Genomic DNA, 25,900 nt, shown 5'->3' on the forward strand with positions numbered 1-25,900 from the left:
AGGCGCGCCATAGTTTCTTGAAGCACGCGTCAACCGGAGACCATCATGCCGAAAGCCTACTGGATCGTGCACGTCACGGTTCACGATGAAGCCCGCTATCCCGAATATCTCGCCGCCGCGATGCCGGTATTCGCCAGATACGGCGCCAATTTCATCGTGCGCAACGGCCCCTATGAGGTGATGGAAGGCGCAACGCGCCAGCGCAACTTCGTCATCGAGTTCAGGGATCGCGCCACTGCGATGGAATGTTACACCTGCCCTGAATATCAGGCCGCGAAGGCGGTCCGGCAGAAATACTCGGAGGGGGATTTTGTGATTATCGATGGAGCGGAGTAGGACGCGCCGTCATTCCAGGGCATGCGAAGCATGAGCCCGGAATCCATTTCGCCACGCGGGCGATGACACCGCGCTGTTTGACTTCTTGAATTACGACGCATCCCCGCCGTCGTCGTCCCGGCGAAGGCCGGGACCCATTACCCCAAATGAGACTTGTTGCGCGACGCTGGGGCCACGATCCCCTTCATGATCAAATGCGGTGGTTATCGGTCCTGGCTTTCGCCAGGACGACAGCTGTGGGCGTGGCGTGCAGCCTGCGCCTCGACGGCCTGCTTACTGCCTTCCCAGCTGCGTCGCCTTCTCCACGCGATCGAAGCGCTCCAGCGTCAGGATGGCGTCGGCGAGCTGGTCGGCGCGCTTGTCGAGCACCGGGCGGGCCAGCGTCAGGAACTTCTGCTGCATCGCCTTTGCGTCGGGGAACGAGGTCGGCTCGCCGGAGGGATCGGCATAGAGGCGCTCATGGGTGCCGTCATCTGTCGTGATCGAGACGCGGGCGCCGAACGGATGGGTGCGGCCGACCTCGAGCCGGTCGTCCTGCACCACGTCGAACTTGTCGGCGAGCGCGTCGATGGCCGCATCGCCCAGCCGGTCGTAGTCGTCCCAGCCGAAATGGCCCTGGTCGAGCGCGATCGCGCCGGTGAAGAACATCGAGAACTGGCCGCCGACCACCGAGGTCGGGTGGCGCTTGGTGGCGGCGTCGCCGGTCAGCGTGATGCCGTTGCGGTGCAGACCGATCTCGACCTTCCTGATCTGGTCCGGCGTCAGGTTGTGCTCGCGTCGCATCGCGATCAGCGCGTCGATCGCGGCGTGAGTGTAGCGGCAGCTCGGATACGGCTTCACGCCGATCTTCAGCGTCTCGTAGGTGTGGCCCAAGTCCGCCACCGCCTTGTCCGGATGCGCATCGTCGCTGTAGCCGACCAGCAGGCCGTGCTTGCCTTCGACCGACTCGCTCGAGCCGATGAAGTCGTTGCGCGCCAGGGTCGCGGCGATCACGCCGTTCATCGCGGCGGCACCGACCTGGTAGCGCTTGTTCCAGGCGCCGTTGACCAAAAATTGCAGCGAGCCCGCGGCCTGGCTGCCGGAGACGCCGAACGCGGAAACGATCTGCTCCTTCGACAGGCCGAACAGCTTGGCCGCCGCCGCGGCAGCGCCATAGGTGCCGGCGGTCGCGGTCGGATGGAAGCCGCGGGCGTAATGCGAGGTCGGGTCGAGTGCGTTGCCGAGCCGGCAGCACACTTCATAGCCGGCGACGATCGCGGTCAGCACGTCGCGGCCGGAGGCGCCGACCATCTCGCCGACCGCAAACGCGGCGGGCACCACCGGTGCGCTCGGATGCAGCGAGGAATCGGCATGGGTGTCGTCGAAGTCGAGCGAATGGCCGAGCGCGCCGTTGAGCAGCGCCGCGACCGCCGGGGTCCAGGTCTTGGTGTCGCCGAATACGGTGGCCTCGCCCTTGCCGTCGAGCGCCAGCGCCTCCAGCGTCTTCATCAGCGACGGCGTCGATTCCGCATCGCGCCGGGCGCGGATGGTGCTGCCGAGGAAATCCAGCGTCAAAACCTTGGCGCGCTCCAGCACCTCCGGCGGAATGTCGGAATATTTCAGGTCGGCGACGTAGGCGGCGAGCGTTGCGGTTTCGTGGGCCATCGTGTTTCCTCAATTTTGCGGCGCAGGGTAGGCGGGCAGGTCAGGCCTTTCAAGCCACCTTGCCGCCGCGGGCAGCTGCCATGCTCCAGATCGGTTAGCTTCAGGTCGGTTAGCTTCAAGTCATGTAACACGGGCCTTTCCTTTGATTGCGGATCACGGTGCATGAGGACCTTCGCAAAACGCATGTTCGACCAGCTCTGGGCTCGCAAGACGCAGCTGGCGCTGGCGGTCCGGATCGCGTCCGCCGGCGTGGCGGCCTATACCATCGCGCTGGCGCTCAACCTGATGCTGCCGCTCTGGGCGGTGCTGACCTCGCTGATCGTGACCCAGATGAGCGTCGGCCGCTCGCTGAAGGCCAGCCGCGACTACATGCTCGGCACTATCGGCGGCGCCGTCTATGGCGGCGCGATCGCGGTGTTGATCCCGCATTCCGGCGAGGGCAGCCTGCTGGCGCTGCTGGTGCTGGCGATCGTGCCGCTGGCCTTCATCGCCGCGCTCAATCCGAGCCTGAACTCGGCGACGGTGACGGCGGTGATCGTGTTGCTGCTGCCGACGATGCATCACTCCAACCCGCTGGACTCCGCGATCGACCGCGTCCTCGAGGTGACGGTCGGCGCGCTCACCGGGCTTCTGATCTCGTTCCTGGTGCTGCCGTCGCGCGCGATCAGCCAGATCAGGGTCAACGGATCGAAGCTGCTGGAACTGCTGTCGGCGGCGTTCGCCGAATTGCTCGCCGGCCTGACCCGCGGCCTCGACAACGACGCGCTGCACCGGATCCAGGACGGCATCGGCACCGCGGTGACCAATCTGCACGCGACCGGCCTCGAGGCCGAGCGCGAGCGCTCCATGCATCTGTCATCAGGACCGGACACCGGCCCGTTGCTGCGGACAATCCAGCGGCTGCGGCACGACGTCGTGATGATCGGGCGGGCCTGCGTGGTGCCGCTGCCGGCCGATATCCAGGCGAGGCTGGCGCGCCCATTGGCAGACGTCAGCAAGGCGATCGTGACTTACATGGTGGCGGTCGCGACCGCTCTGCGCGCCGGCAGCGGCCCGGCCGACATGGCGCCGGTCGATGCGGCGCTGCACGCCTATAGCGAGGAGGTCGCCGCGGTGCGCAGGGATGGCCTGATCCGCGGCCTGCCGGTCGATGCCGCCGAGCGCTTCTACGCGCTCGGCTTCTCGCTCGACCAGATGCGGCAGAATCTCAACGACCTCAAGCGCTGCCACGGCAATTGGTGCACCAACGCCGACGCCTCCGAGAAGATCGTCGCCGACACGCCGGAGAAGAGCGCGGCTTGAGGTCGAGTACTACTTCAGCGTCCGGCCTTGCGCAGCATCGCGGGCACGATCAGGCGATGGAACGGCAGGATCACCGCGAGATAGGCGCGCCCGAACCAGTTGTGGGTGAGCACCAGCGTGGTCGCGGTAATGCTGCGCACAGCTCCCGCGGAGGCGACGTCGACGACGAGCCGGAAGTCGAGATGCTTGTCGTTGAATCCCGCGACCAGCCGCTCCGGCGTCTCGCTGACCACCGGAAAGATGCCGATCATATCGCGTGTCGCGCCGTCGGCTGCGCCCGAGGTTTTCAGGCCAAGCGGCGCGACGATGAAATTACGCAGGGCAAGCAGCCATTCGATCCAGCGCGGCTGCCGCGCCACCATCGCCTCGGCGGCGTGCCGCGCATCGAGGTCGGGGCGCGCGGTCGCGATCCGGAACGCGTCGACGAACTGCGCGCCGGCGAGCAGCGCGGCGGAATCCACGTTCGGCGTGACCTCGTCGACCCTCATTTGCCCAGTCTGCGTGCCAGCAGGCGGAAACGCAAGACAAGGAGGGTCGCATAGACCGCCGTCCCGAGCGACAGCCCGATCCAGACACCGGCGGCGTCGAGCTTGACCCAGAAGGCGAGCGCTGAGGCCGACGCGAAGCCGATCAGCCAATAGCTGATGACGGCAAACAGCAGCGGCACCTGGGTGTCGTTCATGCCGCGCAGCGCGCCCGCGGTGGTGGTCTGGATGCCGTCGGCGATGAAGAAGGTCGCGCCAATCAACAGCAGCGCCGCGGTGAGCTGCGCGGTGGTATCGGAGGCCTCGCCGAGGAACAGCGCCGCGATCTCGAAGCGGGCCAGGATCACCGCGAACGTCATGATGCTCATGAAGATGCCGCTGAGCGCGATCGCGACAAAGCCGGCGCGCTGCACCGCGTCGGTATCGCGGCGGCCGACGGCCTGGCCGACCCGCACGGTAGCGGCCATGCTGACGCCGAACGGCACCATGAACAGGATCGCCGCGATCTGCAGCGCGATCTGGTGCGCGGCTAGCGCCGTGGTGCTGATCAGCCCCATGAGCAGGCCGGCCGCACCGAACAGGCCGTACTCCAGCAAGAAGGCGATCGAGATCGGCGCGCCGACGGCGACCAGCTTGCCCATCAGCGGCCAGTCGATGCGCCAGACGCGGCTGAATACGTGGTACTTGCGGAACGGGCGGCGGCGCGCCGCGAACCACACGCCGGCAAGGAAGGTGCCGAGATTGACGATCGTGGTCGCAAGCCCGGCGCCGAACATGCCGAGTTCGGGCATGCCCCATTTGCCGTAGAGCAACAGGTAGACCATCAGCGCATTGGCCGGGATCGCCGCGAGCGTGATCCACAGCACCGGCTCCGGCCTGTTCACCGCGCTCATGAAGCCGCGGAGCGCGATGAACCACAGCGCCGGCAGGATGCCCCAGGCGAGACCGAACAGATATTGCTGCGCCAGATGCGCGGTGGCCTGGGTCTGGCCGAGCATAAGCAGGATGCGCTCGCCCTGGAACGGCAGCGCCATCAGCGGCAGCACCATGAAGAAGCCGGCCCACAGGCCGACGCGGAGCGCGCGCCGCATCACGCGCGGGTTGCGCGCGCCGAACGCCTGCGCGGCCAGGGGCGAGACCGCCGACATCATGCCCATGCCAATGGTGAAGCTGACGAAATACACGGTGTGCGCCAGCGCCGCGGCGGCGACGTTTTCGCTGCCGAGCCGGCCGATGAAGGCGAGATCGGTCGTCATCATCGCGATCTGCCCGAGCTGCGTCAGCGCGAGCGGCACCGCGAGCTTCAGCGTTTCCGCGAGCTCGGCCGTGAGCAGGTTGCGAGGGACGACAACGGCCGCGTTCGGCGCGGCCGGGTCGATCTTGTCGATGCAGGTCATGACGGCACGCTTAGCACGGCAAACCGGCCGGAAGGATGGCCAAGCTGCCGCAGGGAATCACGATCGCGCGGGTATCCGCCTGATCTTGGCGCCGAGGGCGTTGAGCCGCTCATCGATCCGCTCATAGCCGCGCTCGATCTGGTCGGCGTTGTTGATTGTGGAGGTGCCCTCGGCACACACCGCGGCCAGCAGCATCGCCATACCGGCCCGGATGTCGGGCGAGTTCATCGGCGCGCCGCGCAGCCGGCTGGGGCCGGCGACGATCGCGCGGTGCGGGTCGCACAGCACGATGCGGCCACCCATCGCGATCAGGTTGTCGACGAAGAACATCCGGGATTCGAACATCTTCTCGTGCATCAGGATGACACCGTCGCACTGTGTCGCGGTGACGATCGCGATCGACATCAGGTCGGCCGGGAAGGCCGGCCAGGGCTGGTCCTCAAGCTTCGGCACATGGCCGCCGAAATCGTCCTGGATCTTCATGGTCTGGCCGGACGGTACGACGAGGTCGTCGCCCTCGACGCCGCAGACGATGCCGAGCCGCTCAAAACCCATCCGGATCGAGCGCAGATGCTCGACGCCGGCGCGCGCGATGCGCAGCGGCGAGCGGGTCACCGCGGCGAGCCCGATCAACGATCCGACCTCGATATGGTCGGGCTGGATCGCGAAAGTCGTGCTGCCGAGCGTTGTCGGCCCGTGCACGATGATGGTGTTGGTGCCGACGCCTTCGATCCTGGCGCCGAGCGCGATCAGGAAATTGGCGAGGTCCTGCACATGCGGCTCGGAGGCCGCGTTGCGCAGATAGGTGGTGCCGCGGGCGGCGACCGCGGCGACCAGCGCGTTCTCCGTCGCGGTGACGCTGGGCTCGTCGAGGAACACGTCGGCGCCCTTCAGCCGCGTGGCGCGGAATTCGAGCCGGTGCGTCGCGGTGACGGTGGCGCCGAGCTGCTCGAAGGCCAGGAAGTGCGTGTCGAGCCGGCGGCGGCCGATCACGTCGCCGCCGGGCGGCGGCAGCGCGACCTCGCCGCAGCGGGCGAGCAGCGGGCCTGCGAGCAGGATCGAGGCGCGGATGCGCGCGCATAGCGCCGGATCGAGATCGGCGGCGCGGATCTCCTTGGCATGAATCTGCAGCGTGTTGCGCTCGGTCCATTCGGCGGTGGCGCCGACCGAGCGGCACAATTCGACCAGCGTTTCGGTGTCGCGGATGCGCGGCACGTTGGTCAGCGTGACCGGGTGCTCGGTGAGCAGTGCCGCGGCGATGATCGGCAGCGCGGAGTTCTTGTTGCCCGACGGCTCGATGGTGCCCGAAAGGCGGCGGCCGCCTTCGACGATGTATTGGATCGGCGGCACGCGGAATGTCCCCTAACGCATCATTCAGACTGGGCCATTGGAAATTCCGCAACGGAATCAACGGCCGTGCGGCACCGTAACACAACTGGCGGCGCAGCTTCCACACGAAAGGTAGCGCCGCGACGGCGCCGAAAAGCGCACACCCGCTTGGCCGTGCGCGGAACCTAGATGTCGATGGTTGCGCTGAGCGAATTGTCCTGGATGAACTCGCGGCGCGGCTCGACCACGTCGCCCATCAGCTTGGTGAAGATATCGTCGGCCTCGTCGACCTCCTTGATCTTCACCTGCAGCAGCGAGCGCGCCTCGGTGTCCAGCGTGGTCTCCCAGAGCTGGTCCGGGTTCATCTCGCCGAGACCTTTGTAGCGCTGCAGCGAGATGCCCTTGCGGGCGGCGTCGGTCACCGCCTCGAACAGGTCGATCGGGCCGTGGATGATCTGCTCGGCATCCTTGCGCCGCAGCTTGCCCGCGCGCACGTAGATCTCTTGCAGTTCGGTCGCATACTCATCGAGCTTGCGGGCGTCGGCCGAGCCGAGAAAGGCGTCGTCGATCACGGCGAATTCCCTGACCCCGCGCACGGTGCGCTCGAACTGGAACCCCTGGCCCTCCGTGAAGGTGCCGATCCAGCCGCGCTCGACTTCTTCGGCCACGGCGTCCAGCCGCTTGGCGATGTATTCGGCCGCCGAATTGGCGGTGGCGATGTCGCCGGTGATCCTGGGATTGAGCACGCCCGCGATCGCGGCCTGCTCGATGACGGCGCGATTATAGCGGCTGTGCAGGTTGCGCAACACCGAGCGGATCACCCGGGCGTCCTCGACCAGCGACAGCAGATCACGGCCCGAGCGGTCGTCGCCGGAGGCCGGCTTGAAGACGCATTCGTCGAGCCCGGTCGAGATCAGGTAGTCCTCGAGGGCGCGCTCGTCCTTCAGGTATTGCTCGGACTTGCCGCGCGAGACCTTATAGAGCGGCGGCTGGGCGATATAGAGATAACCGCCATCGATGATCGAGCGCATCTGACGATAGAAGAAGGTCAGCAGCAGGGTGCGGATGTGGGCGCCGTCGACGTCGGCGTCGGTCATCACGATGATCTTGTGATAGCGCAGCTTGTCGACCGAGAAATCGTCACTGATGCCGGTGCCGAGCGCGGTGATCAGCGTGCCGATCTGCTCGGACGACAGCATCTTGTCGGGACGGACGCGCTCGACATTGAGGATCTTGCCGCGCAGCGGCAGCACCGCCTGGAATTCGCGGTTACGGCCCTGCTTGGCGCTGCCGCCTGCCGAGTCGCCCTCGACGATGAACAGTTCGGATTTGGCCGGGTCCTTCTCCTGGCAGTCGGCGAGCTTGCCGGGCAGCGAGGAGACGCTGAGCGGATTCTTGCGGGTCAGCTCGCGGGCCTTGCGCGCAGCCTCGCGGGCCGCGGCGGCCTGGATCACCTTGCCGACGATCTCCTTGGCTTCCTTCGGATTCTCCTCGAACCAGGCGGCCAGTGCCTCGTTCAGGACGTTCTCGACCACCGGTCGAACCTCCGAGGACACCAGCTTGTCCTTGGTCTGCGACGAGAATTTCGGATCGGGCACCTTCACCGACAGCACCGCGGTGAGGCCTTCGCGGCAATCGTCGCCGGTCAGCGCGATCTTTTCCTTCTTCGCATTGGCCTCGGCATAGCCGTTGACCTGGCGCGTCAGCGCGCCGCGGAAGCCGGCCAGATGGGTGCCGCCGTCGCGCTGCGGGATGTTGTTGGTGAAGCACAGCACGTTCTCGTGGTAGCTGTCGTTCCACCACAGCGCCGCCTCGACGCCGATGCCGTTGGCTTCCGAACGCACCATGATCGGTGCCGGCACGATCGCCTTCTTGTTGCGGTCGAGATATTTGACGAATTCCTCGACGCCGCCGGAATAGTGCATCTCCTCGCGCTTCTCGACCGCGTGACGCATGTCGGAGAGCACGATGTTGACGCCGGAATTGAGGAAGGCGAGCTCGCGCAGCCGGTGCTCGAGCGTCGCGAAATCATACTCGATGTTCTTGAAGGTCTCGACCGAGGCGAGGAAGGTGACCTCGGTGCCGCGCTTGCCTGGGGCATCGCCGACCACTTTGAGCGGCGCCACGGCATCGCCGTGCGCGAATTCGATGTAGTGCTCCTTGTCGTCGCGCCAGATCCGCAGCGCGAGCTTGCTGGAGAGCGCGTTGACGACGGAGACGCCGACGCCGTGCAGGCCGCCGGAAACCTTGTAGGAGTTCTGGTCGAATTTTCCGCCGGCGTGCAGTTGGGTCATAATGACCTCGGCTGCCGAGACGCCCTCTTCCTTGTGGATGCCGACCGGTATGCCGCGTCCGTCGTCGTACACGGTGACGGAATTGTCGGCGTTGAGGGTGACCAGGACGCGGCTGGCGTGGCCCGCCAGCGCCTCGTCGATCGCATTGTCGACGACCTCGTAGACCATGTGGTGCAGGCCGGAACCGTCGTCGGTGTCGCCGATATACATGCCGGGGCGCTTGCGGACGGCGTCGAGGCCCTTCAGCACCCGGATCGATTCCGCGCCATATTCGGCCGGAACGGGATGCTCAGATTCGGCAGGGGTCTGCCGGGCAGGTTCAGTCATGTGAGGCCTTCGAGGATTATCCGAATCAGCCGCGCAATATGAGGCGCTGATTCCGCTATTTGTGCCATGAAAGAGGGGTTGCGCCTAGCGCAAAGTCTCCATCTGCAAACTATTGAATAAATAGGATTTTTTAGGCCTGTTTCAAGGCTTTCAAAGGCGGATTCCGGGGGCTTTGAAAAGCCCGATTCGGTGGCGGATTCGGAGCCCTATCGAGGCCGATTCTGCGCCGCCAGAAACATGATGAGACCAAGCTGAATTGGAGCGACTTCGGAGGTTCGCTTCTCCCCGCTGGGCAGGGCGAACCGGGGCGAGGGATGCTCGCGTAATTTCGGAATATTAGAATATTGTTCCTGAGTTGCCCGACGTGTCAAGCTGCTTGGTCGAACGCCTGCCGCCGCTGGCCACTTTGCATGGGGTTGATTTCGATATTTTGGCAATGCGCTCTGCGACGGCGCCATCGCTTCAGATTGCCCTAGACTAGCCAATCAGCCGCGCCGCGTGGCGCGGCCGGATTCGACGTCGAAAATCTCTCCTCGCGGGCCGATATCGACGAACGCCGCGGGATCGGCGCCGGTCATCCAGACCTGCGCGCCGAGCTTGGCGAGCTCGTCGAACAGCGCCTTGCGGCGGTTCGGATCGAGATGGGCGACGACCTCGTCGAGCAGCAGCAGCGGCACGATGCCGGTCATCTCCGCGACCATCGTGGCGTGCGCCAGCACCAGCCCGATCAAGAGCGCCTTCTGCTCGCCGGTCGAGGCGTCACGCGCCGGCATGTTCTTCGGCGCGTAGACCACCTGCAGATCGGTCAGATGCGGGCCGTCGAGCGTGCGCCCGGCGGCGGCATCGCGCGGCCGGCTGGCGCGCAGGATCTCGCGGTAGCGGTCCTCCACCGCCGTTGCAGGCTCCTGCAGCAGCGCATTCTCCATCCAGCCGTCGAGCATGATCTCGGCGGAGGGGAAGGCCGAGGCCGCGCCGCGCTCGCGCAGCATCACGGCGAGCTTGGCGGCGGTCTGGCCGCGTGATGCGGCGACCGCGACCGCAAGCTCGGCGGTCTCGCGCTCGATCGCATCACACCAATGGTCGTCATAGTTGCGCACCTCGAGCAGCCGGTTGCGCGAGCGCAGCGAGCGCTCCAGTGCCGAGACGCGGCTGGAATGCTCGGAATCGATCGCCAGCACCAGGCGATCGAAGAAGCGCCGCCGTTCCGAGGCGGCGCCCATGAACAGGCCGTCCATCGCCGGCGTCAGCCACACGATGCGCAGATGATCGCCGAACGCGGTTGCGGACCCCACCGGTTCGCGGTCGATGCGGCAGCGCCTTGTGTTACCGGCGTCACCGGTCGGCGGATCGATACCGGTGCCGAGCGTCGCAAGGCCGAGCGCGCCCTCGACTTCGGCCGAGACCGCCCAGGAGCCGTCGCCCTGGTTGTCGGCGATGTCCTCCAGCGTCGCGCGGCGCAGGCCGCGGCCCGGCGACAGAAACGAGACCGCTTCCATACAATTGGTCTTGCCGGCGCCGTTCGGCCCGACCAGCACCACCATGTCGCCGGCGACCTGCAGCGTCGCCGTCCGGTAATTGCGGAAATGCGTCAGCGACAGGCGGTGAATGCGGGACGGGGTCATGGTTCCTTGTCATTGCCGGGCTTGACCCGGCAATCCATCGTCCGCGTCAGCGGACAATTTCATCATATAGATCGCGCCACTCGGGATTGCCTGCGACGATCAGGTCGATTTTCCACTCACGCGACCAGTGCTTGATATTCTTCTCGCGCTGAAGGGCGGCGGCAATCGTCTCGTGTGCCTCAAAATAGACGAGCGTCTTGATGCCGTACTTCTTGGTAAAGCCCTCGGCCAGACCTTCGCGATGCTCGTAGACGCGCTGGACCAGATTATTGGTTACACCGACGTAAAGGGTTCCACCGGGCTTGCTGGCGAGGGTGTACACCCAATAGGTCATCTCTTGCTCGATGGATGGCCGGGTCAAGCCCGGCCATGACGAGAAGGAGGAATCACACCCGCATCGGCATCAGCACGTAGAGCGCGCCCTTGCTGTCGCGGTCCTGCACAAGGGTCGGCGAGCCGGGATCGGCGAGCTTCAGCACTGCGACCTCGCCCTCGATCTGGGCGGCGATGTCGAGCAGATAGCGCGAGTTGAAGCCGATATCGAGCGCGTCGGAGGCGTACTCGACCTCGAGCTCCTCGGTGGCGCTGCCGGAATCCGGGTTGGTGACCGAGAGCACCAGCTTGCCCGCGGACAGCGCGAGCTTCACCGCGCGGCCGCGTTCGCTGGAAATCGTCGAGACGCGGTCGACGGCGGCCTCGAAATCCTTCTTGTCGACGACGAGTTCCTTATCGTTGTTCTGCGGGATGACGCGGCCATAGTCCGGGAAGGTGCCGTCGATCAGCTTCGAGGTCAGCACCACGTTGCCGAGCGTAAAGCGGATCTTGCCGTCCGACAGCTCGATCGAGATCTCGGCGTCGTCGCCCTCGATCAGCCGCTGCACCTCGCCGACCGTCTTGCGCGGGACGATCACGCCGGGCATGCCGGTTGCGCCCTTGGGCAGCGCGAGGTCGATCTGCGCCAGCCGGTGACCGTCGGTCGCAACGCCGCGCAGGGTCGCCGCCTTGGCGCTGCCGGCCGCGTGCAGATAGATGCCGTTGAGGTAGTAGCGGGTCTCTTCGGTCGAGATCGCGAACTGGGTGCGGTCGATCAGGCGCTTGATGTCGGACGCCGGCAGCGAGAACGAATGCGTCATGTCGCCGGCGGCAAGGCCCGGGAAGTCGCTCTCGGGCAGCGTCTGCAGCGTGAAGCGCGAGCGGCCGGCACGCACGGCCAGCACCGAGCGGTCGCCGTCGGCTTCCAGCACGATCTGCGAGCCGTCGGGCAGCTTGCGGACGATGTCGTAGAACATGTGCGCGGGCACCGTGGTCGAGCCGGCGGTTCCGGTCTCGGCGGCCAAGGTCTCCGTCACCTCGAGGTCGAGGTCGGTCGCCTTCAGCGACAATTTGGCGCCCTCGGCGCGGATCAACACGTTGCCGAGGATCGGGATGGTGTTGCGGCGCTCGACCACGCGGTGAACGTGACCCAGCGATCTCAGGAGTTGCGCGCGCTCGACGGTGACCTTCATTGCAATACCCGCCAGATCCCTCAGATGGAAAAGCCGGGCGGCCGTTCAGGGCAGCGCCGCGGCATTGGAAACCCGAAAAGCCGGATCAATACCGGATTTGATCAAACCCACGGGGGGACCGCAAGGTGGCGCGGATGGGCGGCCGGTGCAAGGGATACGGGCGCGAAACGAGCCCCGTTCCCCACGTTTTGGGTCGGAAAAAAGTTTAGCCCTCCCCTTTGGCGAGGGGAGGGCTATGGAACGATCCGGCCGGATGAAGCGGCCCTATTCCTGCAGCTGGCGCTTCAGCGATTCGACTTCCTCCGACAGCGCCGTGTCCTTGGCGACCAGTGCCTCAATCTTGCGCACGGCGTGCAACACCGTGGTGTGGTCGCGGCCGCCGAAGCGCCGGCCGATCTCCGGCAGCGAGCGCAAGGTCAGCGTCTTCGCCAGATACATCGCGACCTGGCGCGGGCGTACCACATTGGCGGTACGGCGGGACGACAGCAAGTCGGAGCGGCTGACATTGTACTGCCGGGCGACCACGCGCTGGATGTCCTCGATCTTGATCCGCTTCGGCTCCTGTGGGCGGATCAGGTCGCGCACCTCGCGCTCGGCCATCTCCAGCGTCACCGGCTGGTTGTTGAGCTTGGAGTGCGCCAGCAGGCGATTGATCGCGCCTTCAAGGTCGCGGCCGTTATGGGTGATGGTGCGCGCCAGATAGTCGAGCACTTCCTCCGGTACATCGAAGCTCGCATGGTGGGCGCGGGCGGCGGCGGCGCGCGACTTCAGGATGCCGAGCCGCAGTTCCTCGCCGAGCGAGCCCATCTCGACCACGAGGCCACCGGCGAGCCGCGAGCGCACGCGGTCGTCGAGGCTTTCCAGATCCGACGGCGGACGGTCGGCTGCGATCACAACCTGGCGGCCGGCATCGATCAGCGCGTTCAGCGTGTGGCAGAACTCGGCCTGCGTCGACTTGCCCTGCAGGAACTGCAGATCGTCGATGACCAGCACGTCGATGCCGCGCAGCGCCTCCTTGAAGGCCAGCGCCGTCTGCGTCTTCAGCGCCGCGACGAAGCCGTACATGAACTTCTCGGCGGTGAGATACAGCACCTTGCGCTCGCCGCCGGAATTGCCGGCCCAGGTCACCGCCTGCAGCAGATGCGTCTTGCCGAGGCCGACGCCGGCATGAATGTAGAGCGGGTTGAACATCACGGGATCGCCGCGGCGACCTTCCGCGACCTGGCGGGCCGCCGCATGAGCCAGCGTGTTGGACCTGCCGACGACGAAGCTGGCGAAGGTCAGGCGCGGATCGAGCGGCGAGCCGCCGAGCGCGTCGTGGCTCGCGGACACCGGCGCGGTCGCAACCGAGCGCAGTTCAGGCACGAGCCGGCCGTCAGTGCGCTCGATGCGGCGCACTTCGACGGGCGCAACCGTTTCCTTCACCGGAGCCGTCGCGCGGATTGCCGAGCGCACGGTGAGGTCGATGCGATGCACTTCGGGCATCTCGGCCTGCCAGCAGGAGAGCACGCGTTCGGCATAGTGCGCCTGGATCCAGCTCTTGAGGAACCGGGTCGGAACCGACAGGTGCACGCTCTCGTCGTGCACGCTCTCCAGATCCATCCGAGCGAACCAGCTCGTGTAGACGTCCTCGCCAACGCTCGTCCGCAAACGTCCCTTCACCCGCGACCAGCGATCCTGTTCCGTGTTCGTCATTGCCTTCGTACTTCCAAGTCTGAGAGATAATCGTTGCGAAAGCGCCGTGCAGGTTTCCTGCCGCGGCGCGACCTCTAGCGGGCGCGGTCTGCTCCGGACAAAGCTCTCCCGTGTGGCGTCCATGCGCCACCCGACAGATCAGCTGTTTGGAGAAGATGCGCCCCGCGAGGTCAGCGCGTACTCGACGGACGCTTCGGGTGGGAGCTGACGTCCGAGGGGTTGATTACGGCACCACTGGAAATTTGCGCTTCGGCTGTCGTTGGTTCGACTGCAGTGATGATACCGTAAGCCATATGACCTCCCCCTCCCGCCGCGACGTATCGCGGCAAGTTGTCAGCTTGCTCGTGTCTTCAAATTCGAACTGCTGCTACCGAACACCGAAATGCCCGGCGCTTCGCCGCCGCCGTGTCGTCGTCAACCCGTTCACTCGCTCCGCGTTCCCGCTGCCAGATTCCGACTGACGTCCTGGTCTCTCTTGTTCGATCCCCCAAATTGCCGGGGACATCGCCGGAGAATTTTTGACACAGGTCGTCTGTCCTCATATCGCTATGAGTTGTCAATCTAGCTTCGCTTGGAAAGCGTCGCTAACGCACACACCGCCGCCGATTTGTGCGTCCGCCCCTGGGTCTCAAACCGCGCTGATCTGGAGAGCCGTGGGCGTCGCGAACAAGAAATAAATACACCAAGCTGATTTTCTGACAATCCGTGGATTCGACGGGGATCGAGACTCTTCGCGACTGTTGCGGCGTTGCCGATGCTGAGTTGCGAAAGCAAGTTTTTGAATCAGCGCACAGATTCACGCGTGTCACAAACGACGGTGCAATACCAAAAATTTTTCATAGAAAATTTACATTTGGTCTCGCGCCGGTCATTTTTCCAATCGCTGTCCAACGCTATGTGCATAAGTAATTCGCGAGACGTCATTTTTCTCGATTACTTTTGCAGGGTAACCCCGCTTCGCAAGTTTCGTCCGCGAAATGCTCGCGCGCTATTCCATCTATCTAGCTTAGCGAAGAACAATCTGTGGGCGAGTGCGGCGCGTTAAGCATGTCGAGCCGGTAGAACTACGGACGCGACGAAACATGACACGCAGTTCGTTGCGCGGCAACGCGAAGTGTTCTCGCGCTATGAAACTTCCACGACAAAAGTCGAGACAAAAACAAAAAGCCCGGCGCGAGCCGGGCTTCGTGACAAATGTGTTTTCCAGTCAGCTCTGGTGGCAAGCCGTTACTTCGCGAGCTTGGCGATGCTCTGCGTGAGGCGCGACACCTTACGGCTCGCGAGGTTCTTGTGAATGATGTTGCGCTGTGCTGCCTTCATCAGCTCGGGCTCAGCGCGGCTCATCGCCTTCAGTGCCGCCTCGCGGTCGCCGCTCTTGATCGCTTCCTCGACGGTGCGCACCGCGCCACGCATCTGCGTGCGGCGCGACTTGTTGACGATGGTGCGGCGGGCAATCTTGCGGGTCGCCTTCTTGGCGGAGGTGGTGTTGGCCATGGTTCTCTAACTGTCCTTCGGCGGTGATCGCTCGGTGGTCGGGCTTGCGCGCACCGGCCGGTTCAAATCTCAACTCTGATGTATTTGTCCAAGGTGGTTTTCTTGGGTGTCCTTGAGGCGGCCATGCGAAGAGCGCAAAATGCTGCCTCCGCATGCGACACTGTCCAAAGAACAGCGGCGGCAGGATTGCGCCCGCCGCCATCGGTCGGTCTTATAGATGGCGCGGGCTTAAGCGTCAACGCTTTCGGGACCCCAAAAGGGCCCGAAATCGTCCCTGCGGGGGCCGGATAAGCCGCTGAAGAGGTTGAATTTCCGGGGGGCGCCCGGTAAGGCCTGACGACGCGTGGGGCGCGACTGGGAGTTAGGGTGACGCATGATCCGCGGCTTTTTCCGTCTGATCGGCCTTCTGCTGCTGGCCGGCAGCTTCATCTTCATGGTCTATGACGGGGCCCGCTACGTCGCCGACCAGAGCCTGCGGTTCACCCAATTCGGCCAGTTCTGGAACGACATCCACCAGTCGAGCCAGCAGGCATTCCATGCCTGGGTGGATCGCTTCGCGCCCTGGCTCTGGAATGACGTGATCCGCCTGCTTCTGGAGCAGCCGGTATTCGCGGTGCTCGGCATTGCCGGCATCCTGCTGATGATCCTGTTCCGGCCGCGTAAGCCCCTGATCGGCTACGCGCGCGACTGACTTGTCGGCAGCCCTCCTTGGCTGCACCGCCCCGTAACGGGGCTGCCATCATCCGCGTAAGGACATATATAGGTGACAGCCGGCCCGCAGGCCGTTGCCGCGTCGGCCGATGTCCCGCCTGGAGGTGTCCATGTTGTTCATGCGCAAGACCACTGCGTTGCCGAGCGCCGCCGAGGCGTTGCCGGGCCGCGCGACGCCGATCCCGACCGCGATCACCCATTTCGTCAATGGCAGCAAGTTGCAGCCGCCTTATCCGCAAGGCCTCGAGCAGGCGGTGTTCGGGCTCGGCTGCTTCTGGGGCGCGGAGCGCAAGTTCTGGGAACTCGGCGAGGGGATCTACACCACCGCGGTCGGCTATGCCGGCGGCCACACGCCGAACCCGACCTATGAGGAAGTATGCTCGGGGCGCACCGGCCACACCGAAGTGGTGCTGGTCGTGTTCGACCCGAAGAAGATCTCCTACGAGAGGCTGCTGAAGACGTTCTGGGAGAACCACAACCCGACGCAGGGCATGCGCCAGGGCAACGACATCGGCACGCAATATCGCTCCGCGATCTACACGTTCAGCGACGCGCAGCGCAAAGCCGCCGATGAGTCGCAGGCGATGTATCAGAAGGCGCTTGCCGCCAAGGGCCTCGGCGCCATCACCACCGAGGTCGCGCCAGCCGGTGAATTCTACTTCGCCGAGGACTATCACCAGCAATACCTCGCCAAGAATCCGGCGGGCTATTGCGGGCTCGGCGGCACCGGCGTGTCCTGCCCGATCGGCGTCGGCGTCACCGCCTGATCGTCTTGTTGAGAAAGAGCTCGCTCTGGAAAGCCGGTTTGCGCTCTTCCCGGGCACGGCTCCAAGCCAATGGGAGGCCGGCTGTTCCGGCCTCCCGCTCGATCCTCGAAAACCCTTTGTTAACCATAAGTGGTGCAAGACTGGGCCTGTCTCGCCGTTGAGGGATAGGTCCGGTGCCGGTTGCACGCGCGTTACGATTGCCGATCACTGCCGTTGTGGCTGCGCTCGCGCTGTCTGGTTGCATGAGCACGTCCGGTCCCGTCGCCGTCGGCCCGCAAGGCGTCGATGCCGTCACCTACGGCCCGGCCTACGCACCCGCTCCGGTTGCCGATGCAGGCGGCGGCGGTGCGATCAGCGCATTGCGTTCCGCCTTCGCCAGCACGTCCCCTGGTTATGGCTATGCCGCACCGGCCGCCGCCCCGGTCGTCTATGCCGCCGCCTCCCCGGGTGGACCCCCCGCCGGTTACGACAACGGCTATCACCTTGGCCCCGGCGACAAGCTTCGCGTGGTGGTCTACGGCCAGGAAGGCCTGACCAATTCCTATGCGATCGACGCCGCGGGCGCGATTACCATGCCGCTGATCGGCTCGGTGCCGGCGCGCGGCCGCACGCCGGCCGGGCTTGCCGGCGAAATCTCGGCACGGCTGCGCAACGGCTATATCCGCGAGCCTTCGGTGGCGGTCGAGATCGAGTCCTATCGTCCGTTCTTCATCCTCGGCGAAGTCCAGGCCCCCGGCCAATATCCCTACGTGCCGAACATGACGGTCGAGAGCGCGGTCGCGATTGCCGGCGGCTTCTCGCCGCGTGCCCGCCGCGACAGCGTGACGCTGACCCACACCGATGCGTCCGGCTCCGGGCGCTTTGTGGTGCCGCTGGGCACGCCGATGAGCCCGGGCGATACGGTATTCGTCGGCGAGCGCTGGTTCTGAAGAAGGATAGTGTCCTTCTTCATTCCGGGATGGTGCGTTAGCACCAGACCCGGAACCTCGAGATTCCCCGATGCGCAATTGCGCATCTGTGGTTCGATACTGCGCATCGCCCCGGAATGACGCTTGCAGCGTCACTTCTTCAGATGCTTTGCGAAAAACTCCATGCTGCGCGGCCAGGCGATGTCGGCGCTTGCCTTGTCGTAGCTGGCGCGCTCGTCGCAATGGAAGCCGTGCTGCGCGCCGGGATAGATGAAGACCTCGACCTCGGGCCGCTTCGACTTGATGGTCTCGACATCGCTCAGGGGAATGCCGGCATCCTTCTCACCGAAATGTAGCTGCGTCGGCACCGCCGGCTTGTCGTCGGCGAAGCGCACGACGGCGCCGCCGTAATAGCCGACCGCGGCTGACAGCCCGGCCAGCTTGGTGGCGGCAGCATAGGCGACGCTGCCGCCGAGGCAGAAGCCGATGATGCCGACCGGACCGACCGGCTTCACAGCGTCGATCGCCGCCTGGCTGTCGCGCAGCATCGCGGCCCAGTCCGGATTGGCAACGAACTTCCGCGCCTCGGCGATCTCGTCGGGGGAATAGCCGCTCTGGAAGTTCGGCGTGATGCGGTCGAAGATCGAAGGTGCAACCGCGACATAGCCTTCCTTCGCCAGCCGGTCGCAGACCGAGCGGATGTGGTGATTGACGCCAAAAATCTCCTGGATCACGACGACCGCGCCCTTCGGCGCGCCGGCAGGATCGGCGCGGTAGGCGCCGAGTTCAAATCCGTCCGAAGCTTTGAGTTTGATGTCTTGTCCCATGGTCCATCCTTGTCAGTTTGGGGGGTGCATGAAGCTCTCGATGATGAGGCGCGATGACATCGTCGTCGCGCTTTGGCTCTTCGTTTGAACATGGCCGTTTCGGAAAACCGCTTCGCACTTTTCCGGACCATGCTCTAGCGCCACATCCAGTTCTCGCCCCAGTCGGCCTTCCAGCCGGTCAGCCGGTGTTTGCGGAATTGCAGGAAGAGGCGGTCGTGGTGCGGAAACAGCCCGCTGCCGCCGAGGTCGCGGAAGGTCAGGAAGATCTCGTTGCCGGGCCGTCCGCTGACATAGGTGAAAGGCGTGCCGAGCGCGCGCTGCGCGTCCGCAACGCCCATGCCGAACACCAGCGGCGTGGTGTTCGACAACGTCGCGGTGAAAGTGGACGGGGCTGTGACGAACGGCAGCTTCTGCGCGCTCGCCCCTGTCGTCGCCGCAGTCAGCAACAAGGCAACGGCGATTGTCTTCATGGCGCGGGCTTTCCCGGCGCGCCGGCTTCAAGGCCATCCAGGAACGGCAGCACCGCGGCGATGAAGGCCTGCGGCTGGTCGATGTTGACGGCATGGCCGGCGTTCGGAATCACCGCCTTCCGCGCCCCGGGGATTTTTGCCGCCATGTAGTCGGACGCCGCCAGGAACGGCGTGTCGTCGGCGCCGACCACAACCAGTGCTGGCACCTGGATCCCGGGCAGCGATTCGATCACCCGTGCATCGCGCTGTGCCAGCATGCCGCGCGCGGCGAGCGCGAGGCCCCTGGCGTTGCGATGGGTGACCGACGCGCGCTCGGCGCTCAACGACCTAAGCACCTCGAGCCCTTCGCGGTCGAAGCGGTCGCCGGTCTCGCGGGCGCGCTTGTTCCAGACCTCACGGGCGTCGTCCTTCTTGAAGCCCGGGCCGGTGTCGATGATCAGCAGCGCCCGCACCCGCTCCGGATGGGCGCGATGAAAGGCGAGCGACATGTAGCCGCCGAGCGACAGCCCGCCGACGATCGCCTTGTCGGCGCCGGCGGCGTCGAGCAGAGCGGCGATATCGCCGACCGTCAGCGCTTCGCTATAGGCATCGGGATCGTCGGGATAGTCGGACTGGCCGTGCCCGCGCATGTCCCACAGGATCAGCTTGTGCCGCCGCGACAGCGCCTCGATCTGGCCCTGCCACATCGCCGAGGTCGAGGAATAGCCGTGGGTCAGGATCAGCGGCGGGCCGCTGCCGTGAACCTCGTAGTAGATCTCGACGCCGTTGCGGTTGAGCTTGGCCATTGACGGGCTCCTTGTGTTTCTCTCGCCGCTGTCGTCGGACGGCGTTGCCGGCGCTTGCTGCCGACGCTTTGAGCAAGCGCCTGTCGATTAGACACCAACGCTGGTATTCCAAAAAGCGTCATGCCGTTGCCGCATCGCACAACAGGCATCTTCGGAAATTTATTCTTTTCGAGCAATTCCAAATTGGATTGCCTCCAGCCGGGAACCGGATCATTGTTTCGGCAACTGTCGCTTACCCGGTGGGCGCCGGCCAAGACCCAACAGTGAGTTGCCGCCGTAAGCGGCTTCCTACACCGGAAGGGGAGAGAGATGCCAAATCTCAATATCAACGGACGGAATATGTCCGTCGAGGCGGCCAATGACACGCCGCTGCTTTGGGTCATCCGCGAGCAATTGCAGATGACGGGCACCAAATTCGGTTGCGGCGCCGGTCTGTGCGGCGCCTGCACGGTTCACGTCAACGGCGAAGCGGTGCGGTCCTGCCAGACCTCGGTCGCCGACGCCGTCGGCAAGAAGATCACCACCATCGAAGGCCTCTCCGCCAAGGGCGATCATCCCTTGCAGAAGGCCTGGGTCGCCGAGCAGGTGCCGCAATGCGGCTACTGCCAGTCCGGCCAGATCATGCAGGCGGCGGCGCTGCTGTCGAAGAATACCAACCCGACCAAGGAAGAAGTGGTCGCGCATATGGACGGCAACCTGTGCCGTTGCATGACCTATTCACGAATCCAGAAGGCGATCATGCGCGCTGCGTCCGACATGCGCACCGCATCGGCCACCGGATCCGAGCGGAGGGCGACATGAACAAGCACGTGAAAAACCTCGCGCCAGAGACGACCGATCTCAGCCGCCGTTCCTTCCTGGTCGGCACCGCTGCAACCGGCCTCGTGCTCGGCTACGCCGGGTCCGGCATCGACCAGGCGCTCGCGGCACCCGCGCCCGCCAACTTCGAGCCGAGCGTCTGGTATTCGATCGCGCCCGACGGTCTCGTCACCGTGACCTGCGGCAAGGCCGACATGGGCCAGCACGTCGCCTCGACCATGGCGCAGATCGTGGCCGAAGAGCTCGGCGCGAACTGGAAGGACATGCGGGTTCAACTCGCCTCCAACGATCCGAAGTTCAACGATCCCGTGCTGGGCGCGCAGATCACCGGCGGCAGCTGGTCGACGATGATGAACTTCGACGCGATGAGCCGCGCCGGCGCAGCCGGCCGCATTGCATTGACCGAGGCGGCGGCGGCCTCCATGGGCGTGCCGGCCGGCGAGCTGGTGGTACGTGACTCCAGGATCAGCCATGCGAAGTCGAAGAAGTCGATGTCGTTCGCCGAAGTGGTGAAGAGCGGCAAGGCGACCAAGACCTTCACGGCGGATGATCTGAAGGCGATCAAGCTGAAGACGCCCGACCAGTACACGATGATCGGCGTCTCGGTGCCGCAACTCGACATCCCGTCGAAGACCAACGGCACGGCCAAGTACGGCATCGACGTGATGGTGCCGGGCATGGTCTACGGCGCGCTGGTCACGCCGCCGGTGCGTTACGGCGCCACCGTGAAGTCGGTCGACGATAGCGCGGCCAAGAAGCTGCCCGGCTTCATCAAGGCCGTCACCCTCGACGACAAGACCACAACCACGACCGGCTGGGTCGTCGCGGTCGCCAACACCTATGCGCAGGCGAAGAAAGCCGCGGCGGCGCTGAAGATCAGCTATGACGGCGGTCCGAACGCGAAGCTGTCGAGCGAATCGCTGCTCGCCGAGGCCAAGCGGCTTCAGGGACTGGACGATTCCGGCCAGTTCTTCGTCAAGGACGGTGATCCCAAGGCGGCCTTCGGATCGGCGGCCAAGGTGCTGGAGGCGGAATACACCACCAACATCAACATCCACGCGCCGATGGAGCCGATGAACGCCACCGCGGAGTTCAAGGGCGACATCCTGCACATCTATTCCGGCAACCAGTTCGCGACGCGCTCCGGCGCGATTGCGGCCGGCGCCGCCGGGATCGATCCGAAGTTCGTGGTGATGCACCAGATGTGGCTGGGCGGCGGTTTCGGCCGGCGTCTCGACGCCGACATGATGGTGCCCGCGGTGCAGGCGGCGAAGGCCGTCGGCAAGCCGGTCAAGGTCATCTACACGCGCGAAAACGACATGACGATGGATTTCTCGCGTCCGCTGACCTACCAGAAGGTGAAGGCCGGCATGGACGGCGACGGCAAGATCGTCGCGATGAGCCACGACGTGGTCTCGGCCTGGCCGACCGCGCGCTGGGGAATCCCCGATTTCCTCACACCGTCGGTCGACAAGAAGGGCCCGCTCGACTCCTTCACCGTGAACGGAGCGGACTTCTTCTATACCGTGCCCAACCACTATGTGCGGGCGATCAAGAACGAGATGGCGCACAACGCCACCCCGTCGGGTCAGCTCCGTTCGGTGGCGCCGGGCTGGACGTTCTGGGCGGTCGAAAGCATGATCGACGAGATCGCGCATGCGACCGGCAAGGACCCGGCGCAGCTGCGCATCTCGTTGCTCGACGGCAAGGGCAAGAATGACGGCGGCGCGCAGCGTCTCCGCAACACCTTGCTCGCTGCGATGGGGCTTGCCGGCTACGGCACCAAGCAGCTGCCCAAGGGCGAAGGCATGGGGGTCGCCTGCGTGTCGTCGCAGGAGCGCGCCACGGCGAGCTGGACTGCCTGCGTCGCCCATGTCGCGGTCGCCCCGTCGGGCGAGGTGACGGTGAAGAAGCTGACGGTTGCGACCGACGTTGGTACGCAGGTGAATCCCGACGGCATCCGAGCCCAGGTCGAGGGCGCGGCGCTGTGGGGCATGTCGCTGGCGCTGTTCGAGAAGGCGACGTTGAAGGACGGCGGCATCGAGCAGACCAACTTCGACAGCTACACGCCGCTTCGGATGAGCCAGCTGCCGGAAGTCGCGGTCAACGTCATCGCCAATGGCGAGAAGGCGACCGGCGTCGGCGAGCCCGCGGTGACGGTGGTGGCGCCGGCGATCGGCAACGCCGTCTTCAACGCGGTCGGCGCCCGCGTCCGCGGCCTGCCGATCACCGCGGAAGCCGTCAAGGCGGCGATGAAGGCGTAACGGCCTGAACGAACAAGGACGCCGGAGAGCACGAGCTCTCCGGCGTTTATCTTTGCTCCGCGTGTCGGCCGGGCAGTGACGGCATCAACTTCGACGCCGCAAAAATTCATGATTCGCTGCCGATCTGCGCAACTGCATCGATTTCCGGCCGGCCTGATTTTGCTGGCGGATTCGGCGATCCCTCAAATTGTACCCATTGCGCTTAAGCGCCGTTCAGCATCCCCATTAAGCCGGAGGGAACGCATCGTCAGGTAGCGTCCCGGCGTCAGTCGTTACCGCGACGGGGATTTCATGACAGCCTTAGCCAACAACCAGACTTCGAAGCGCCGCCTCCTGCTGGCGTCAGATCGAAGCGATCAGAGCAACGAGCTCGCCAACATCCTGCGCTCGGTGGGCGAGGTCGATACCGTTCCGACCTCTGACATTCCCGAGCAGCCGGCCCGCGATCTCTCCGGCATCGTCGTCGACATCAATCTGCGCTCGCCCGAAGCCGTGCAACTCGTCCGCGCCAAGCTGCAGGCCGACGCCTATCGCGAGATGCCGCGGCTGTTCGTGCTGGCGGACGCCTTGCATCACGCCTCGATGCAGGCCTGGGCGCTCGGCGCCACCGACACGATCTCGCGGCCGTTCGATGCGCGCGGCATCCTGCAGCGCATCCGCGCCGCGTTCCCCGACAACAGTGGCTATGACGAAACCGATCGCGGCAAGGCGCTCAACCGCGGCGTCGAAGCCGCGCACGGCGTGATGGTCAAGATGTTCGAGCGGATGCGCGCCGGCGAGCCGCTCAAGTTCGAGGACATCGTCGCCGCCGAGAACAAGATCCTCAAGGCGATCAAGCACAACTCGCTGCGCGAATGGCTGACCACGGTCGGCTGCCATCACCAGGAGACCTATCGCCACTGCTTGTTCGTGACCGGTTTTGCAGTCGCCTTCGCGCAGCATCTCGGCATGCGCGACGACGATCAGCGCCGGCTCGCCCGCGCCGCGCTGCTGCACGACGTCGGCAAGGCCTTCGTTCCGGTCGCGCTGCTCGACAAGCCCGGCGCGCTGACGGTGGAGGAAATGGCCGAGATGCGCGAGCATCCGCGCCGCGGCTACGAGGCGTTGTCCGCGCAGGGCGGCTTCCCGCCGGAAATGCTCGACGTGATCCTGCATCACCACGAATTCCTCGACGGCACCGGCTATCCGAACGGCCTCAGCGGCAACCAGATCAGCGACATCGTCCGCGTCACCACGATCGTCGACGTCTATGCCGCTTTGGTCGAGAAGCGCGCCTACCGCCTGCAGTTCACCCACGCCAAGGCATTCTCCATGATGGAGGAGATGGGCGGCAAGCTCGACCAGCAATTGCTGCAGGCGTTCCGCCCGGTGGCGTTCGGGCACTATTGAGTCCTCAACCCCATCATTGCTACGTCGCTTCGTCGTCGCAATGCCGGCTGAGGCGACGGCTCTAGCCAATCAACGCAAGTCGTGCTCCTTACCTCCGCCTAGATTCCGGTGATCATCGGCAGGACCGATGCTCCGACGGGTGAGGACGATCATGGATACGGCAACGACCGGGGATTTCGACATCCCCGCCGACATCGCGGCAACCCTTGTCGATCCCGTCGCCTATGCGGACGACCGCATCCACGACAGCTATCGCTGGCTGCGCGCCAACAACCCGCTCGGCATCGCGCGGCCCGAGAAGTTCGACCCGTTCTGGGTGGTGACCAAGCACGCGCATATCCAGGCGATCAGCCGGCAGAACGAGCTGTTCCACAACGCCGATCGGCCGACCACCCTGACGACGCAGGCGCTCGAGGAGCGCGTTCGCAAGATCACGGGCGGGCCCAATTTGGTGCGCTCGCTGGTGCAGATGGACGCGCCCGATCACCCGAAATATCGCGCGCTGACGCAAGGCTGGTTCATGCCGGCCAATCTCGGCAAGTTCGAGGCCCGCGTCCGCGAGATCGCGCGCGCCACGGTGCAGCGCATGCTCGCGAGGGGCGGCGCCTGCGACTTCGTCGAGGACGTCGCGCTCGGCTATCCGCTGCACGTCATCATGGAGATCCTCGGCGTGCCCGAGGCGGACGAGCCGCGCATGCTCAAGCTGACGCAGGAACTGTTCGGGCCGCAGGATCCCGACACCGCGCGCGTCCGCGACGCGCTGAGCGCGGAGCAGGTCTCCGCGATGTTGCAGGCGATCATCGCCGACTTTTCCGCCTACTTCCGCAAGATCACCGAGGATCGCCGCCAGCACCCGCGCGACGATCTCGCCACCGTCATCGCCAACGCGAAGATCGGCGGCGAGTACATGCCGGAGCACGATCAGACCAGCTATTACATGATCGTCGCGACGGCGGGCCACGACACCACCTCATCCTCGACCGCCGGCGCGATCTGGGCGCTGGCCAGGGACCCCGCGGAATTCGCCAAGGTGAAGGCCAATCCGGACCTGATTCCGGGCCTGGTCGATGAGTCGATCCGCTGGATGACGCCGGTCAAGCATTTCATGCGCTCGGCCACCGCGGATACCGAGCTCGGCGGCCGCAAGATCGCCAAGGGCGACTGGCTGATGCTGTGCTACGCCTCGGGCAATCGCGACGAGGAGGTGTTCGAGGACCCCGATCGCTTCCGCAGCGACCGCAAGCCCAACCGCCATGTCGCGTTCGGCTATGGCGCGCATCTCTGTCTCGGTCAGTACCTCGCCAAGCTCGAGATGCGCATCCTGTTCGAGGAGCTGCTGCCGCACCTGAGGTCGCTGTCGCTCGACGGCGAGGTGAAGATGACGCAGGCCTATTTTGTCAACGGCCCGAAGAAGCTGCCGATCCGGTTCGAGGTGAATTGAGTACTTTTCATTCCGGGATGGTCCGAAGGACCAGGCCCGGAATCTCGAGATTCCGGGTTCGATGCTAACGCATCGCCCCGGAATGACGC

22 protein-coding genes are annotated in these 25,900 nt (G+C 65.2%); 9 read left to right on the forward strand and 13 right to left on the reverse strand.

Going from position 1 to position 25,900, the window contains the following annotated elements:
• The first annotated feature begins 45 nt into the window (after window positions 1-45).
• Window positions 46-336, forward strand: a complete 291-nt coding sequence (locus tag ACVI1L_RS14460) for a DUF1330 domain-containing protein (protein ID WP_253638152.1) — start codon at window positions 46-48, stop codon at window positions 334-336.
• Between the two features lie 273 nt (window positions 337-609).
• Here ACVI1L_RS14460 and ACVI1L_RS14465 read toward each other — a convergent pair whose 3' ends face one another.
• Window positions 610-1,980 carry an MmgE/PrpD family protein gene (locus ACVI1L_RS14465; RefSeq protein WP_456783166.1) on the reverse strand — a complete coding sequence of 457 codons (1,371 nt, stop codon included), beginning with the start codon at window positions 1,978-1,980 and terminating at the stop codon, window positions 610-612.
• Between the two features lie 162 nt (window positions 1,981-2,142).
• On the opposite strand from ACVI1L_RS14465, the gene ACVI1L_RS14470 reads away from it, so the two are divergent.
• Window positions 2,143-3,282: an FUSC family protein gene (locus tag ACVI1L_RS14470; RefSeq protein ID WP_076824532.1), complete on the forward strand. Its 1,140-nt coding sequence runs from the start codon at window positions 2,143-2,145 to the stop codon at window positions 3,280-3,282.
• A gap of 14 nt (window positions 3,283-3,296) precedes the next feature.
• Here the strand turns inward: ACVI1L_RS14470 and ACVI1L_RS14475 are convergent, their stop codons facing one another.
• The 9 genes from ACVI1L_RS14475 to rpsT all read right to left on the reverse strand — a co-directional run bounded on the left by ACVI1L_RS14475 (window position 3,297) and on the right by rpsT (window position 15,430).
• The gene (locus ACVI1L_RS14475) at window positions 3,297-3,770 is read right to left on the reverse strand and encodes a DUF2867 domain-containing protein (protein ID WP_076824534.1); all 474 of its coding nucleotides are present in this window, start codon (window positions 3,768-3,770) and stop codon (window positions 3,297-3,299) included.
• Window positions 3,767-5,164, reverse strand: a complete 1,398-nt coding sequence (locus ACVI1L_RS14480; RefSeq protein ID WP_168856624.1) for an MATE family efflux transporter — start codon at window positions 5,162-5,164, stop codon at window positions 3,767-3,769. Before ACVI1L_RS14480 ends, ACVI1L_RS14475 begins: the two co-directional genes overlap by 4 nt.
• 57 nt (window positions 5,165-5,221) lie before the next feature.
• Window positions 5,222-6,514, reverse strand: coding sequence for a UDP-N-acetylglucosamine 1-carboxyvinyltransferase (gene murA / locus ACVI1L_RS14485; protein ID WP_456783167.1), 1,293 nt, complete (start codon window positions 6,512-6,514; stop codon window positions 5,222-5,224).
• Between the two features lie 164 nt (window positions 6,515-6,678).
• On the reverse strand, window positions 6,679-9,114 hold the full coding sequence (gene gyrB / locus ACVI1L_RS14490; protein ID WP_456783168.1) for a DNA topoisomerase (ATP-hydrolyzing) subunit B: 2,436 nt from the start codon (window positions 9,112-9,114) through the stop codon (window positions 6,679-6,681).
• A 485-nt stretch (window positions 9,115-9,599) separates the two neighbouring features.
• The gene (recF, locus tag ACVI1L_RS14495; protein ID WP_092080951.1) at window positions 9,600-10,736 is read right to left on the reverse strand and encodes a DNA replication/repair protein RecF; all 1,137 of its coding nucleotides are present in this window, start codon (window positions 10,734-10,736) and stop codon (window positions 9,600-9,602) included.
• 46 nt (window positions 10,737-10,782) lie between these two features.
• Complete coding sequence (locus tag ACVI1L_RS14500; RefSeq protein ID WP_456783169.1) at window positions 10,783-11,070, reverse strand: GIY-YIG nuclease family protein; 288 nt, start codon at window positions 11,068-11,070, stop codon at window positions 10,783-10,785.
• 52 nt (window positions 11,071-11,122) lie between these two features.
• Window positions 11,123-12,241: a DNA polymerase III subunit beta gene (gene dnaN, locus ACVI1L_RS14505; protein ID WP_057015333.1), complete on the reverse strand. Its 1,119-nt coding sequence runs from the start codon at window positions 12,239-12,241 to the stop codon at window positions 11,123-11,125.
• Window positions 12,242-12,505: 264 nt separating this feature from the next.
• Window positions 12,506-13,936 carry a chromosomal replication initiator protein DnaA gene (gene dnaA, locus ACVI1L_RS14510; protein WP_456783170.1) on the reverse strand — a complete coding sequence of 477 codons (1,431 nt, stop codon included), beginning with the start codon at window positions 13,934-13,936 and terminating at the stop codon, window positions 12,506-12,508.
• A 1,227-nt stretch (window positions 13,937-15,163) separates the two neighbouring features.
• Window positions 15,164-15,430 (reverse strand): 30S ribosomal protein S20, encoded by a 267-nt coding sequence (rpsT, locus tag ACVI1L_RS14515; RefSeq protein WP_057015335.1) that lies wholly within the window; start codon window positions 15,428-15,430, stop codon window positions 15,164-15,166.
• Between the two features lie 373 nt (window positions 15,431-15,803).
• Here rpsT and ACVI1L_RS14520 point away from each other — a divergent pair, with 373 nt between their 5' ends.
• The 3 genes from ACVI1L_RS14520 (at window position 15,804) to ACVI1L_RS14530 (ending at window position 17,837) form a co-directional block, all read left to right on the forward strand.
• Entirely contained in the window at window positions 15,804-16,121 is a 318-nt protein-coding gene (locus ACVI1L_RS14520; protein WP_016842666.1) for a hypothetical protein, read from the forward strand.
• A gap of 130 nt (window positions 16,122-16,251) precedes the next feature.
• A complete protein-coding gene (msrA, locus tag ACVI1L_RS14525) occupies window positions 16,252-16,908 on the forward strand; it encodes a peptide-methionine (S)-S-oxide reductase MsrA (protein ID WP_057015336.1) in 657 nt (218 codons plus the stop codon).
• Window positions 16,909-17,081: 173 nt separating this feature from the next.
• Window positions 17,082-17,837, forward strand: coding sequence for a polysaccharide biosynthesis/export family protein (locus ACVI1L_RS14530; RefSeq protein ID WP_168856621.1), 756 nt, complete (start codon window positions 17,082-17,084; stop codon window positions 17,835-17,837).
• Window positions 17,838-17,968: 131 nt separating this feature from the next.
• Here ACVI1L_RS14530 and ACVI1L_RS14535 read toward each other — a convergent pair whose 3' ends face one another.
• From ACVI1L_RS14535 to ACVI1L_RS14545, 3 genes are all read right to left on the reverse strand, one after another.
• On the reverse strand, window positions 17,969-18,643 hold the full coding sequence (locus tag ACVI1L_RS14535) for a dienelactone hydrolase family protein (RefSeq protein ID WP_076824544.1): 675 nt from the start codon (window positions 18,641-18,643) through the stop codon (window positions 17,969-17,971).
• A gap of 134 nt (window positions 18,644-18,777) precedes the next feature.
• On the reverse strand, window positions 18,778-19,113 hold the full coding sequence (locus ACVI1L_RS14540) for a hypothetical protein (protein WP_057015339.1): 336 nt from the start codon (window positions 19,111-19,113) through the stop codon (window positions 18,778-18,780).
• Window positions 19,110-19,898, reverse strand: coding sequence for an alpha/beta fold hydrolase (locus ACVI1L_RS14545; protein ID WP_456783171.1), 789 nt, complete (start codon window positions 19,896-19,898; stop codon window positions 19,110-19,112). Before ACVI1L_RS14545 ends, ACVI1L_RS14540 begins: the two co-directional genes overlap by 4 nt.
• A gap of 309 nt (window positions 19,899-20,207) precedes the next feature.
• Here ACVI1L_RS14545 and ACVI1L_RS14550 point away from each other — a divergent pair, with 309 nt between their 5' ends.
• The 4 genes from ACVI1L_RS14550 (at window position 20,208) to ACVI1L_RS14565 (ending at window position 25,811) form a co-directional block, all read left to right on the forward strand.
• Window positions 20,208-20,699, forward strand: a complete 492-nt coding sequence (locus tag ACVI1L_RS14550) for a (2Fe-2S)-binding protein (protein WP_026192016.1) — start codon at window positions 20,208-20,210, stop codon at window positions 20,697-20,699.
• A complete protein-coding gene (locus ACVI1L_RS14555; protein ID WP_168856618.1) occupies window positions 20,696-22,981 on the forward strand; it encodes a xanthine dehydrogenase family protein molybdopterin-binding subunit in 2,286 nt (761 codons plus the stop codon). The genes ACVI1L_RS14550 and ACVI1L_RS14555 overlap by 4 nt, the downstream gene beginning before the upstream one ends.
• Window positions 22,982-23,272: 291 nt before the next feature.
• Window positions 23,273-24,370, forward strand: a complete 1,098-nt coding sequence (locus tag ACVI1L_RS14560; RefSeq protein WP_057015342.1) for an HD-GYP domain-containing protein — start codon at window positions 23,273-23,275, stop codon at window positions 24,368-24,370.
• A 151-nt stretch (window positions 24,371-24,521) separates the two neighbouring features.
• Window positions 24,522-25,811 carry a cytochrome P450 gene (locus ACVI1L_RS14565; protein ID WP_456783172.1) on the forward strand — a complete coding sequence of 430 codons (1,290 nt, stop codon included), beginning with the start codon at window positions 24,522-24,524 and terminating at the stop codon, window positions 25,809-25,811.
• Window positions 25,812-25,900: the final 89 nt, after the last annotated feature.

The organism is Bradyrhizobium sp. USDA 4516, from assembly GCF_054055915.1.